At 73.7% G+C, this 12,800-nt stretch carries 11 protein-coding genes and 1 pseudogene; 8 read left to right on the top strand and 4 right to left on the bottom strand.

Features of this window, described 5'->3' with window-relative positions; genetic code table 11:
• Positions 1-7: 7 nt before the first annotated feature.
• From Sru02f_RS16995 to Sru02f_RS16985, 3 genes and pseudogenes are all read left to right on the top strand, one after another.
• Positions 8-772 carry a sulfite exporter TauE/SafE family protein gene (locus Sru02f_RS16995; protein ID WP_109030861.1) on the top strand — a complete coding sequence of 255 codons (765 nt, stop codon included), beginning with the start codon at positions 8-10 and terminating at the stop codon, positions 770-772.
• A gap of 73 nt (positions 773-845) precedes the next feature.
• Positions 846-1,124: pseudogene (locus tag Sru02f_RS16990) on the top strand (amino acid permease); the annotation flags it as partial.
• A gap of 183 nt (positions 1,125-1,307) precedes the next feature.
• On the top strand, positions 1,308-2,570 hold the full coding sequence (locus Sru02f_RS16985) for an arginine deiminase (protein ID WP_109030860.1): 1,263 nt from the start codon (positions 1,308-1,310) through the stop codon (positions 2,568-2,570).
• An 11-nt stretch (positions 2,571-2,581) separates the two neighbouring features.
• On the opposite strand, the gene Sru02f_RS16980 is transcribed toward Sru02f_RS16985, so the two are convergent.
• Positions 2,582-2,866 carry a hypothetical protein gene (locus Sru02f_RS16980; protein ID WP_109030859.1) on the bottom strand — a complete coding sequence of 95 codons (285 nt, stop codon included), beginning with the start codon at positions 2,864-2,866 and terminating at the stop codon, positions 2,582-2,584.
• A gap of 284 nt (positions 2,867-3,150) precedes the next feature.
• On the opposite strand from Sru02f_RS16980, the gene Sru02f_RS16975 reads away from it, so the two are divergent.
• On the top strand, positions 3,151-3,609 hold the full coding sequence (locus Sru02f_RS16975; RefSeq protein ID WP_109030858.1) for a hypothetical protein: 459 nt from the start codon (positions 3,151-3,153) through the stop codon (positions 3,607-3,609).
• Between the two features lie 21 nt (positions 3,610-3,630).
• Here the strand turns inward: Sru02f_RS16975 and Sru02f_RS16970 are convergent, their stop codons facing one another.
• Positions 3,631-6,006 (bottom strand): glycoside hydrolase family 65 protein, encoded by a 2,376-nt coding sequence (locus tag Sru02f_RS16970; protein ID WP_109030857.1) that lies wholly within the window; start codon positions 6,004-6,006, stop codon positions 3,631-3,633.
• Positions 6,003-8,393 (bottom strand): phosphoketolase family protein, encoded by a 2,391-nt coding sequence (locus tag Sru02f_RS16965; RefSeq protein WP_109030856.1) that lies wholly within the window; start codon positions 8,391-8,393, stop codon positions 6,003-6,005. The genes Sru02f_RS16970 and Sru02f_RS16965 overlap by 4 nt, the downstream gene beginning before the upstream one ends.
• Before the next feature lie 458 nt (positions 8,394-8,851).
• On the opposite strand from Sru02f_RS16965, the gene Sru02f_RS16960 reads away from it, so the two are divergent.
• Both Sru02f_RS16960 and Sru02f_RS16955 read left to right on the top strand, forming a co-directional pair.
• A complete protein-coding gene (locus Sru02f_RS16960) occupies positions 8,852-10,237 on the top strand; it encodes an MBL fold metallo-hydrolase (protein ID WP_109030855.1) in 1,386 nt (461 codons plus the stop codon).
• Positions 10,234-10,977, top strand: coding sequence for a sulfite exporter TauE/SafE family protein (locus tag Sru02f_RS16955; protein WP_109030854.1), 744 nt, complete (start codon positions 10,234-10,236; stop codon positions 10,975-10,977). The genes Sru02f_RS16960 and Sru02f_RS16955 overlap by 4 nt, the downstream gene beginning before the upstream one ends.
• A 53-nt stretch (positions 10,978-11,030) precedes the next feature.
• Here Sru02f_RS16955 and Sru02f_RS16950 read toward each other — a convergent pair whose 3' ends face one another.
• Positions 11,031-11,309, bottom strand: coding sequence for a metal-sensitive transcriptional regulator (locus tag Sru02f_RS16950; protein ID WP_003978241.1), 279 nt, complete (start codon positions 11,307-11,309; stop codon positions 11,031-11,033).
• A 99-nt stretch (positions 11,310-11,408) separates the two neighbouring features.
• Here Sru02f_RS16950 and Sru02f_RS16945 point away from each other — a divergent pair, with 99 nt between their 5' ends.
• Both Sru02f_RS16945 and Sru02f_RS16940 read left to right on the top strand, forming a co-directional pair.
• The gene (locus Sru02f_RS16945; RefSeq protein WP_109030853.1) at positions 11,409-11,993 is read left to right on the top strand and encodes a rhodanese-like domain-containing protein; all 585 of its coding nucleotides are present in this window, start codon (positions 11,409-11,411) and stop codon (positions 11,991-11,993) included.
• 80 nt (positions 11,994-12,073) lie between these two features.
• Positions 12,074-12,715 (top strand): TetR/AcrR family transcriptional regulator, encoded by a 642-nt coding sequence (locus Sru02f_RS16940; protein ID WP_109030852.1) that lies wholly within the window; start codon positions 12,074-12,076, stop codon positions 12,713-12,715.
• Positions 12,716-12,800 lie beyond the last annotated feature (85 nt).

The raw sequence follows: 12,800 nt of genomic DNA, 5'->3' as shown, positions 1-12,800 counted from the left end.
GCCGGTGATGGCCGGTGCGAGTGTGCCCGTACTGGTGGCCCTGGGGCTGCTGGGACTGGTCGGCGGGGTGGGTATCACCGCCGTCGGGCCGGGCGGTGTGCTGCCCACGATCGGTCTGTTCGCCCTCACCGGCCTGACACCGGCGCAAGTGGCCGGGACGGCCATCGTCACCCATGTCGCCACCGGGATCCTCGCGACCGCCGCCTACACCCGCTCCGGGCAGTTGCGCGAGCCCGGGACCCGGCGCACGGCGCTGGTCCTCGCGGTGAGCGCGGTCGCCGGGACCCCGCTCGGCGTCCTGGTCAACTCGTATGTGTCCAAGCGGATGTTCGGGCTGGTGCTCGGCGTGTTCGTGGCGGGCGTGGCGGGCCTGGTGTGGTTCCGCGAGCACCGCCGTCCGGCCGCCTCGCGGGCCCACCCGCCGACGGTGGTGGTGGCGGGGATGGGCTGCGCGGTGGCCGTCGCGGCCGGGGTGGTCGGCATCGGCGGACCGATGCTCACCGTCCCCCTGCTGGTGGCGCTGGGCGTCCCCGTGCTGGAGTCCCTCGCCTCGGCGCAGGCGCAGTCCGTCGTCATCGCCGGTGTGGGCACCGTGGGTTACCTGGCCCAGGGGGCCGTCGACTGGCCGCTGGCGGTGCTGGTCGGGGTTCCCGAGCTGGCGGGGGTGCTGCTGGGCTGGCGGATCGCGCACGCGCTGCCCACCCGCCATCTGAAGTACGCCCTGATCACGACGTTGCTCGCGCTCGCCCCGTACCTCGCCCTGCACGGCTGACCGCGAACAAGATGCCCCAAGCCACCACATGTTGCACAGTGGTCACAATCGATCGGCCATCCGGAGGGACGGCATGTCGCAGGCCGCTGCTTCCGACGTCGACAGCGCAGCCCCGCCCGCCGCGAAGGTGGGTCTGTTCACCCTGACCTCCATGGTCGTCGGGTCGATGGTGGGCGCCGGGGTGTTCTCGCTGCCGGGGCGCTTCGCCGAGGAGACCGGGGTCGCGGGCGCGCCGATCGCCTGGGCGATCGCGGGCACCGGCATGCTGACGCTGGCCTTCGTCTTCCAGTCCCTCGCCGTGCGCAGACCCGACCTCGACGCGGGCGTGTACGCGTACGCCAGGGGCCTGTTCGTGATGGCCCGCCGGGAGCAGGGCCGCAGGCTGTTCTCGCCCGGGGAACCGGTCGTCCTGGCCGTGTCCGTGACCGGCGCGGCGGTCGGCCTCCTCGCCCTGGTGGCCGGGTGGATCAGCCTGTGACCTGACCCCCTTCCCCGTCCCCCTCCCCCGCTCGTACGCATCCCTCCAGGAGGCCGTGTGACCAGCAACGAGAGCGCCGTGAGTCCCGCGCTCGGCGTCCATTCCGAGGTCGGCAGGCTGCGCAAGGTCCTGGTGTGCTCCCCCGGTCTTGCGCACCGGCGGCTGACTCCGACCAACTCCGACGAGCTGCTCTTCGACGACGTCATGTGGGTGGAGAACGCCCAGCGCGACCATGCCGCCTTCGTCGGTGAACTGCGCCGGCGCGGGGTGGAGGTGGTGGAGCTGCACGATCTGCTGGCGCAGATCATGGCGATCCCGGAGGCCAAGGCGTGGCTCCTGGACCGCAAGATCGTCGCCAACCAGGTCGGCATCGGCCTCATCGACGCCACCCGCGCCTACCTGGAGACCCTCTCGCCGAGGGAACTCGCCGAGTACCTCGTCGGCGGGCTCGCCACCAGTGACCTGCCCGAGGACTTCCGCTCCCCGCACCTCGCGCTGGCCCGCGAGTCCACCGGCGCCCGCGAGTACCTGATGCCGCCGCTGCCGAACACCCTGTACACGCGCGACACCACCTGCTGGCTGTACGGCGGTCTCACCCTCAACCCGCTGTACTGGTCCGCGCGGCACGACGAGACGCTGCTGATGAAGGCGATCTACACCTTCCACCCCGACTTCAAGGGCTCGAAGGTGTGGTGGGGCGACCCCGAGCGGGACTGGGGCCAGGCCACCTTCGAGGGCGGCGACATCATGCCGGTGGGCAACGGGGTCGTCCTCATGGGCATGAGCGAGCGCACCTCCCGGCAGGCCGTCACCCAGGTCGCCGCCGCGCTGTTCCGCAGCGGGGCCGCCGAGCACGTCGTCGTCGCCGGGATGCCGAAGCTGCGGTCCGCCATGCACCTGGACACGGTCTTCACCTTCGCCGACCGCGACGTGGTGACCCTCTACCCCCGCATCATGGACGCGGTGCACACCTTCTCGCTGCGGCCCGGCGACCGGGCCCCCGGGTTCGACGTGGTCGACGAGGGGTCGACGCCCTTCGTCGACGTCGTCGCCAAGGCTCTCGGGCTGCCGAAGCTGCGGGTGGTGGAGACGGGCGGCGACGCCTACGCCTCCGAGCGCCAGCAGTGGGACAGCGGCAACAACGCCGTCGCGGTGGAGCCCGGCGTGGTGTTCACCTACGACCGCAACACCCTCACCAACGCGCTGCTGCGCGAGGCCCGGGTGGAGGTCGTCACCATCGTGGGCGCGGAACTGGGCCGGGGGCGCGGCGGGGGTCACTGCATGACGTGTCCGCTGGTGCGCGACCCCGTCGACTTCTGACCTCCGCGCACTCAGCGGCAGAACCCGTACGCCTGCTCCAGCCAACGGTGCAGCGCCGTGTGCACGCTTCCGGGGAGCACACTGAGCTGCTCGATGGCGGCCCGGTCCCCGGCGGAGGGCGCGATCCCGGCGGCGGTCAGCAGGGCGAGCAGGTCGAGGCGGCGCAGGTCGACGGGGTCGACGCGGCAGGTGACGCGCCGGGCGGGGTCGGGCGGCTGGAGCAGGAAGTCGCCGCCCGTGTCCCGGGAGCGCGAGTGCGTCGGGGCGGCGGCGGTCGGAACAGTCGTCGGGTGCATACCGCGGTCCTCCACGTGAGGGGGCGCCCGGTCGGGTCGCCGTTCTTGACGGCATGAGACACCGGGGCGCGGACGACGGTTGCGGACCGCCGGGAGGACCACACGGGGGATGCAATCGGCGTCTTGTCGCACGAACCGGACGGCCCGGCCGACGCGCAGGTCCGCGCCCTCGGGGGCCCGGCCGCTGCTCCGTACGAGTGGTGCGTTCACGAACACGGTCGTACGGTCGGAACGGAGAAAAGGGGCAAGCGGAGACAAGCGACCCCGAGACGGCGGGAGCAGACATGGGCAGGAACCCGATGAGGGCAGCGGTCACACTCTGTGCCGCCGCCGCGCTCGCAGTACCGCTGGGCACGGCCTCCGCCGCGCCGTCGGCGCAGCCCGCGGCACAGACCCGGCAGACGCAGGATCCGGTGCTGGTGGACTGCTCCGGGCAGCCGGAGATCGGGCCGGAGGCGTACGTGCTCGCCTGCGGGGACGGAAACAGCCGACTGGTCTCCCTGCGCTGGTTCCGCTGGGACGCGCAGGCCGCTGTGGGCCGGGGCACCAACGCCGTCAACGACTGCGACCCCTACTGTGCCGCGGGCGCCTTCCACTCCTACCCGGTGACCGTGCGGCTCGACATGCCGACGGGCGGCGAACAGGGCACGGGCCAGTCGCACTTCACCCGGATCACCCTGACCTACACCGACGGCAGGCCGGACGGGTCCCCGCGCACGGTGAGCTACCCCTTGCCCGGCTGACCGGCCGACGGGCGGGCCCGGTCAGTCCGGCAGCACCAGCCGGCAGGTGTCCCCCGGCTGGAGACGCACCTCGCGGTCCGGCAGCCGGACGTCGATCGGCAGCGGTCCGGCCGCGGGCACGGCGATCTCCAGCCGGCCGTGCTCCAGCCGGAACCGCACGCCCCAGTGGCCCTGGTAGCGCACGGAGAACCCGTACGACGACAGCTCCGGCAGCGGCACCGGGTCCAGCCACAGGGCGCCCGCGCGGGTCTCCAGGCCGGTCAGGCCCCGCTGGACGAGGTCGAGGGTGCCGGCCATGGCGCCGAGGTGGATGCCCTCGCCCGTGGTGCCGCCCTGGAGGTCGGCGACGTCGCCCTTGAGCGCCTCCTGGAAGTAGTCCCAGGCCTCGGCGCGGCGGGCCCGGGCCAGGATCCAGCCGTGGACGAGTCCACTGAGGGTGGACCCGTGGCTGGTGCGGGCCAGGTAGTGGTCGACGGTGCGCTGCCAGGTCCGCTCGTCGAGGGTGTAGCCCAGGCGCCGGAACAGCGACCGGAGTTCGGCCGGGGAGAACAGGTAGCCGAGCATGAGGACGTCGGCCTGTTTGGAGGCCTGGTAGTTGTTGACGCTGTCGTTCTCGGCCTCCAGGAGTCGGTCGAGGCGCCGGATGTCGCCGTACCGGTCGCGGTAGCCCTCCCAGTCCAGTTCGGCGAGGTCGCCGTACCCCTCGAACTGGCTGACGACGCCCTCGTGGAAGGGGACGTGCAGGGTGCGGGAGACGCTGTCCCACTGTTCCAGCTCCGCGTCGTCCAGCGCGGTGCGCTCGCCGAGTTCGCGGCGGCGGGGCTCGGGCAGGTCGTCCAGGACGCGGAGGGTGCGGGAGAGGACCCAGGCGGCGGTGACGTTGGTGTAGGCGTTGTCGTCGAGCCCCGGCCGGTCGGCGCCGGGGTAGGCCTCGTGGTACTCGTCGGGGCCGACCACGCCCCGGATGCGGTGCCGCCCGAGGCGTTCGTCCCAGGTGGCGGAGTCGGCCCAGAAGCGCGCGATCTGCAGCAGCATCTCGGCGCCCTTGGTGTGCAGGAACTCGGCGTCGCCGCTGGCCTCGCAGTACTGCCACACGTTGTACGCGATGGCGGAGCCCACGTGGTGCTGGAGGTGCGAGTGGTCGGGGAGCCAGCGCCCCGAGCGCGGGTTGAGGTGCAGTTGCTGGGTCTCCTCGCGGCCGTCGCTGCCGCTCTGCCAGGGGTAGAGCACGCCGCGCCTGCCGATCGCGCGGGCCGCGGAGCGGGCCCTTTCCAGGCGGCGGTGCCGGTAGTGCAGCAGGGCCCGGGACACCTCGGGGAAGTGCAGGTTCAGGTAGGGCAGGACGAACAGCTCGTCCCAGAAGACGTGGCCGCGGTAGGCCTCGCCGTGCAGTCCGCGGGCCGGTACGCCCACGTCCAGGTCGGCGGTGTGCGGCGAGAGGGTCTGGAGTACGTGGAAGAGGTGCAGGCGCAGGATGCTGCCCGCCTCGCCGGGCACCTCCAGTTCGGCGCGGCGCCACAGCTGGCCCCAGGCGGTGCGGTGCGTCACCAGCAGGTCGTCGAAGCCGGGAGCCTCGGCCACCCGGTCGACGGCGGCCTGGAGCGGGTCGCTGATCGCCGGGTCGCGCGAGGTGTGCAGGGCGACGACCTTGTCGACGGTGGCGGTGCGGCCCGGTTCGGCGCGCAGGGTGACGCGCTGGGTGACGCACAGGTGCTCGCGGGCCGCGGTGACCGGCGCGTCCGCGGTGGTGCGGGCGGCCATGCCGGTCCGGATGTCCGAGGTGCGGGTCCGGCAGCGCAGCCACACCGTGTCGTCGTCGGCGCTGCCGGTGTGCACGTGCGTGAGGTGGTGGCCGTCGAGGTCCCGGTAGCGCGGCACCCCGGAGTTGGTGACGCCGCCGTCGAGAGCCGCCTCCACCTCCAGGTCGACCGGGCCGCCCTCGGCGGTGAACTCGGTGCGCAGGGCGGCGAGGTGGGGGTCGGCCATGTGCACCAGCCGCAGCTGGCGCACGGACAGCACGCGCTCCCCGTCGAGGCCGAAGCGGGTGAGGCGCTCCAGGACGCCTGAGTCCAGGTGCACGGTCTGCCGGTGGTCGAGCACCTCGGCGGTGTCCGGTGTGAGCCAGTCCCCGCCGACGGGCCTGAAGCGCAGCGGCAGCCAGTTGGGGAGGTTGACCATGTCCTCGTTCTCGACCTCGCGCCCCGCGACGGTGGAGGTGAGCCGGTTGTAGCAGCCCGCCACGTAGGTGCCCGGGTAGTGCACGTCGTCCGCGGCGCACTCGGGCAGCGCGCCGCGGGTGGCGAAGTAGCCGTTGCCGAGGGTGCACAGGGACTCGCGCAGCCGTTCCTCGGCGGCGTCGTAGTGGTCGTAGTCCCAGGTCGACGGGGTCGCGGTCACCGCGGCGTCTCCCAGGTCCAGTCGGCGACCTCGGGCAGGTCCACACCGTGTTCGCGGATCCAGTCGTGGTGCCGCTGCCGGACGTCCTCCATCCGCTGCCGCAGGGCCGCCGCGCGCACCGCGAGGCCGGGCACGCGGTCGATGACGTCCATGACGAGGCGGTAGCGGTCCAGGTCGTTGCCGACCACCATGTCGAACGGCGTGGTGGTGGTCCCGATCTCCTTGTAGCCGCGCACGTGCAGATGGGCGTGGCCGGTGCGCCGGTAGGCGAGCCGGTGGATCAGCCAGGGGTAGCCGTGGTAGGCGAAGATCACCGGCCGGTCGGCGGTGAACAGGCCGTCGTACTCGAAGTCGCTCATGCCGTGCGGGTGTTCCCCGCTGGGCAGCAGGCGGGCGATGTCGACGACGTTGACCACGCGCACGGCGAGTTCCGGCAGGTGGTGGCGGATCAGCTGGGCGGCGGCCAGGATCTCCTGGGTCGGTACGTCGCCCGCGCAGGCGAGCACCACGTCGGGTTCGCGGCTGCCGTCCTCGGTGCCGGCCCAGTCCCAGATGCCGGCGCCGCGCGCGCAGTGCGCCTTGGCCTGGTCCATGGTCAGCCAGTCGAAGCAGGGCTGTTTGCCGGCCACGATCACGTTGACGTAGTCGCGGCTGCGCAGGGCGTGGTCGGCCACGGAGAGCAGGGTGTTGGCGTCCGGCGGCAGGTAGACCCGTACGGCTTCGGGGCTCTTGTTGAGGATGTGGTCGACGAAGCCGGGGTCCTGGTGGGAGAAGCCGTTGTGGTCCTGGCGCCACACGTGGGAGGTGAGCAGGTAGTTGAGGGAGGCGATGGGCGCGCGCCAGGGCAGGCGGCGGGTGACGCGCAGCCATTTGACGTGCTGGTTGACCATCGAGTCGACGATGTGGACGAAGGCCTCGTAGCAGGAGAACAGTCCGTGCCTGCCGGTGAGGAGGTAGCCCTCCAGCCAGCCCTGGCAGGTGTGTTCGGACAGGATCTCCATCACGCGGCCGTGCCGGTCCAGGTCCTGGTCGACGGGCAGCGTCCGCTCCTGCCAGGCCTTGCCGCTGGCGGCGTAGACGGCCTGGAGGCGGTTGGAGGCGGTCTCGTCGGGGCCGACGAGGCGGAAGTCGCGCCGGTCGGTGGTGGCGTCCATGACGTCCCGGAGCAGGTCGCCGAGGACCCGGGTGGGCTCGTGCGTGCTCGCGCCGGGCTCCTCGACGGGCACGGCGTACTTCTCCAGCGGGGGCACGGGCAGTTCGCGCAGCAGGAGGCCGCCGTTGGCGTACGGGGTGGCGCCGAGGCGGCGGGGCCCCTCGGGGATCGCGGCGAGGACGGCGGGCCGCGGCGCTCCCGCGTCGTCGAACAGTTCCTCGGGGCGGTAGGAGCGCAGCCACCGCTCCAGCTGCGCGAGGTGCTCGGGGTTGGTCCGTACGGCCGACAGGGGCACCTGATGGGCGCGCCAGGTGTTCTCCACGGGCAGTCCGTCGACCTCGGCGGGGCCGGTCCAGCCCTTCGGGGTGCGCAGGACGATCATCGGCCAGCGGGGACGGCCGGTGGCCCCCTCCTCGCGGGCGGCCCGCTGGATCGCGGCGATGCGGTCGAGGGCGGTGTCCATGGCGCGGGCCGTCGCGCGGTGCACGGCGGCCGGGTCGTCGCCGGTGACGTGGACGGGGTCGTGGCCGTAGCCGCGCAGGAGTTCGTCCAGCTCGCCCTCGGGGAGGCGGGCGAGCACCGTCGGGTTGGCGATCTTGTAGCCGTTGAGGTGCAGGATCGGCAGGACGGCGCCGTCGTGCACCGGGTCGAGGAACTTGTTGGAGTGCCAGGACGTCGCCAGCGGCCCGGTCTCCGCCTCGCCGTCGCCGATCACGCAGGCGACCACCAGGTCCGGGTGGTCGAAGGCGGCGCCGTAGGCGTGCGAGAGCGCGTAGCCCAGCTCGCCGCCCTCGTGGATGGAGCCCGGCGTCTCGGGCGCGACGTGGCTCGGTACGCCGCCGGGGAAGGAGAACTGCTTGAACAGCCGGGCCATGCCGGCCGCGTCCCTGGTGATGTCCGGGTAGGTCTCGGTGTACGAGCCCTCCAGCCACGCGTTGGCCAGGACGGCGGGTCCTCCGTGGCCGGGGCCCCAGACGCACAGGGCGTCGAGGTCGCGGGCCTTGATCACCCGGTTGAGGTGGGTGTGGACCATGTTGAGGCCGGGTGAGGTGCCCCAGTGGCCGAGCAGGCGCGGCTTGACGTGCTCGGGGCGCAGGGGTTCGGCCAGCAGGGGGTTGGCCATCAGGTAGATCTGGCCGACGGCGAGGTAGTTCGCGGCGCGCCAGTGGGCGTCCAGGCCGGCGAGCTCCTCGTCCGTGGGCTCGGGGGGCGCCTGCTGCGTGTCGACGGACATCGGTGGTCCTTCCGTGTCGGGACAGCCGGTCGGGGCGCGCGGGCACGGGGTGCCCGTGCACATCCCAACCCTGCGCCGACCGGGCGGGTACCCGAGAGGGCCGTTCGGGTCACGTGGTGTTCCGAACGGGTCACGGAGCGCCGGGGCCGCCGGGCGACGGAGAGGAGGTGCCGCGGGGCGGCGGGCGGCGGTGCGTGACGAGAACAGCACGGCCGTCACCGGCGCCGACCCCGGTGTCGACCGTGCCGACGCACCGGATACCCCAACTTCGGCGACGTACACCGGAGTTGCCCGAACGTTGCGGCACGGTCCCGCAGCGGCGGCGCACTCGGCCCGCGACCGCGCGGGTGGACGGCGTGAGCAGACGGCAAGAGGGCCCCTCGATACCCCCCTGGGTATATCTGTTACGGTGGCCGGAAGAGATACCCCAGGGGGTAATTCCGGAAGGAGAGCGTGCCGTGTTCTTTGTCGACGTCCTGGAGACCGAGTCACTGGGCAACCGCAGCTATCTGGCGGGCGGTCCCGAGGCGGCCGTGGTCGTGGACCCGCCGCGGGACATCGACCGTGTCATCGCCGCGGCCGCCCGGCGCGGGGTGCGGATCGCCGTCGTCGCCGAGACCCACGTCCACAACGACTACGTCACGGGCGGTCTGGAGCTGGCCCGCCTCACCGGCGCGCGCTATCTGGTGCCGGCCGGGGCCGAGGTGGCGTACGCGCGCGTCGCGGTGGCCGACGGCGACGTGGAGCCGGTCGACGCGGGGCTGGAGCTGCGCGCGGTGGCCACCCCGGGCCACACCCCGCACCACACTTCGTACGTCCTCGAGGAGGCGGGGCGGGCCGTGGCCGCCTTCACCGGCGGTTCGCTGCTGATCGGCACCGTGGGCCGGCCCGACCTCGTGGAGCCCCGGCTGACCGAGGAGCTGGCCCGCGCGCAGCACGCCTCCGCGCACCGTCTCGCGGACCGGCTCGAGGACGCGGTGAGCGTGCTGCCCACGCACGGCTTCGGCAGCTTCTGCTCCTCCACCGCCGCAGGCGGCGAGCACAGCACGATCGGTGCCGAGAGGGCCGCCAACCCGGCGCTCGTCCAGGACGTGGAGACCTTCGTCGGCGAGCTGCTGGCCGGGCTGGACGACGTGCCCGCCTACTACGCCCACATGGCGCCGGTGAACAGCGACGGCCCCGCTCCCCTGGACCTGACCGAGCCCCGCCGCGCGGACGCGGACGAGATAGCCCGGCGCCTGGCCGCGGGCGAGTGGGTCGTGGACCTGCGCTCCCGGGTGGCCTTCGCCGCCGGGCACGTCGCCGGGTCGCTCAACTTCGAGGCCGACGGACAGCTCGCGACCTACCTGGCCTGGCTGATCCCCTGGGGCAGGCCGGTGACGCTGCTCGCGCACGGCGCCGACGACCTGGCCCGCGCCCAGCGCGAGCTGGCCCGGGTGGGCATCGACCGCCCGGCCGCGGCGGCGGTGGGCTCCCCGGCCGACTGGGTCGCCGAGGGGGAGCGGCCGGCCTCGTTCCGGCGCGCCACCTTCGCCGAGCTGGCCGCGGCGCGGCGGGACGGCGCGGACGACATGGTGGTCCTCGACGTACGGCGGGCCGCGGAACGCGCCCACGGGTGGGTCCGGGGCAGCGTGCACCTGCCCGTGCACGAGATCCACCGGCGCCTGGACGAGGTGCCGCCGGGCACGGTGTGGGTGCACTGCGCGGGCGGGATGCGCGCGGCGGTCGCCGCGTCCGTGCTGGACGCCGCCGGGCGCGAGGTGGTCGCGATCGACGACGGCTTCGCCGCGGCGGCCGGGGCGGGCCTCCCGCTCGTGACGCCCTCGGACGCCACCGCCGTATGACGCCGCTGATCCTCGCGCTGCTCGCCGGCGCCGCGGCCGGCGTGTCCCTGGGCGCGCTGGGGGCGGGCGGCAGCATCCTCACCGTGCCCGCGCTCGTCTACCTGCTCGGTTTCACCCCGGCGGCGGCGACCACCGCGAGCCTCGTCGTCGTGATCGTCACGTCCGTCACCGCCCTGGTGGCCCACGCCAGGGCGGGGGCCGTGCGGTGGCGGGCCGGGCTGCTGTTCGCGGCCGCGGGTGTGCTGCCCGCCGCCGGGGCTGGCGCCCTGTCCTCACGGGTCCCGGCGACGGTGCTGACACTGCTGTTCGCCGCCCTGGCCGCACTGGCGGGCCTGCACATGCTGGGCCGCCGCGCGCCGCGCGAGAACGGCACCGTGTCGGGCACGCGCGCGGCCGGGGCCGGGGCCGGTCTCGGTGCGGTGACCGGGTTCCTCGGGGTCGGCGGCGGCTTCCTGGCGGTACCGGCGCTGGTGACCGTCCTCGCGGTGCCGATGAGCGCGGCGGTGGGCACGAGTCTGCTGGTGGTCGGGGCGAACGCGCTGGTGGCCCTGGCCGCCCGGGCGTACTCCTCCGTACACCTGGACCTCACGCTGCTCCTGCCGTTCCTGGCGGCCGCGGTCCTCGGCGCGTGGGACGGCAGGCGGCTGGCCGCGAAGGTCTCCGCCGGGACGCTGCGGCGCGTCTTCGGCGCCGTGCTGCTCGCCGTGGCCGTGGCGATGGGCGTGTCGGCGGTACTGTGACCCGCCGATCCCGCCGACCCACCGACGCCGGCCGCCCGGCGAGCCCGCCGGCGTCAGGCCAGGGAGAGGAAGAGCTTCTCCAGCCGGGCCCGCATCTGTGCCGAGTCGCGCACCTCGGGGTCGTCACTGGTCATGCACTGCTGCAGTCCCGTGGCGATGATCGAGAACCCGGCCCGGTCCAGGGCGCGCGAGACGGCGGCGAGCTGGGTGACCACGTCCTCGCAGTCCCGGCCCTCCTCGATCATCCGGATGACTCCCGCGAGCTGCCCCTGGGCGCGCCGCAGCCGGTTCAGCGCCGACTTCAGTTCGTCGGCCGACATGTCGAGCTCCACGCTTCTCCCTCTCCTCCACCCGATACCTCACCGAACCCCACATACCCCCGCGGGTATCCTACCTCGCGGGGGGACGAACAACGAGAAAGGTCTCGCTCCGTGATCACCCCCGCAGCAACCGCCACCGCGCTGACCACCGGGCAGGCGGCGGCCCGCCTGGCCGAGTTCACCGTCGTCGACGTCCGCTCCCCCGGCGAATTCTCCGGCGGCCACCTGCCCGGCGCCCACAACGTTCCGCTGGAGCGCCTCGACGAGGCCGCCGACACCCTGGCTGCGGCCGCCGCGCGCGGGCCGCTGCTGCTCGTGTGCGCCTCCGGGAACCGGTCCGCCAAGGGCTGCGCCCGGCTGGCGGCGCGGAACGTGGCGGCGGCCACGCTCGACGGCGGCACGAGCGCCTGGGCGGCGGCCGGTCATCCCGTCGAGCGTCCGGCCGGGGCACGTACACCGTGGCCCATGGACCGGCAGGTGCGCCTCGCGGCCGGGTCGCTCGTCGCCGCCGGCTTCGTGGCCGGACGCTTCTGGCGGCCCGCGCACTGGCTGTCCGGCGCGATAGGCGCGGGACTGGTCTTCTCCGGAGTGACCAACACCTGCGGCATGGCCGCGGCACTGGCCCGGCTGCCCCACAACCGGCCCACCGGGGACGTCGCCTCCTTCGAGGAGACGCTGGCCCGACTGGCCGCCTGAGCCGCACCGACGACGGCGGGCGCCGATCCCTTACGGGGTCGGCGCCCGCCAATTTTGCATGTCGTGCATCTTTGCATACCATGCAACTTATGTCGGAGAAGGGTGCCGCGGGGGGCGGTCTGCGGGAGCGGAAGAAGCGGGCCACCCGTGCCGCTCTGGCCGAAGCCGCGGTGCGTCTCGCCGCCGAACACGGGGCGGAGAAGGTCACCGTCGAGGCGATCAGCGCCGCGGCCGGGGTATCCGTGCGCACCTTCTTCAACTACTTCGACAGCCGCGACGAGGCCTTCGTGGTCATCGACGCGGACGCGGGCGCACGCATGCGGCGCGCCGTCCTGGAAGCACCGGCCGATCTCTCCCCGCTGGCAGCCCTGCGCGAGGCCATGGCGGCGGAGCTGGCCGAGGCGGAACAGCAGCACGAGCTGTGGCGGCTGCACGCCGAGGTCCTGCACGCCTCACCGCACCTCCTGGCGCGCGGCGTCGGGGCCCACATGGCGGCCGAGGCCGACCTGGCGGACGCCATCGCCCTGCGCCTGCGCGGGGACGGCGACCCGGGCGGGGACGGGCCGGGGCTCTACCCGCGACTGCTGGCCGCGGTGGCGGGCGCCGCGGTGCGCACCAGCATGGACCACTGGTCCGCCCACCAGGAGGAAGCCGCCTTCCTCGACGTCTTCCACGAGGTGTTCACCCTCCTCGCCGCCGGTCTCCCGGCACCCTCCGCGTAGCCTCCGCGCCGGGCTCGCGACCCCTCAGGACCCCACCACACGAAAGAGATGCCGTGACCGCTACCCAGGCGCCCGCCGACGCGCC

It is taken from the genome of Streptomyces rubrogriseus, from assembly GCF_027947575.1.
Taxonomy (GTDB): Bacteria; Actinomycetota; Actinomycetes; order Streptomycetales; family Streptomycetaceae; genus Streptomyces; species Streptomyces rubrogriseus.
Note: the sequence above shows the minus strand (reverse complement) of the source record. Positions and strands in the feature narration are given on the sequence as shown.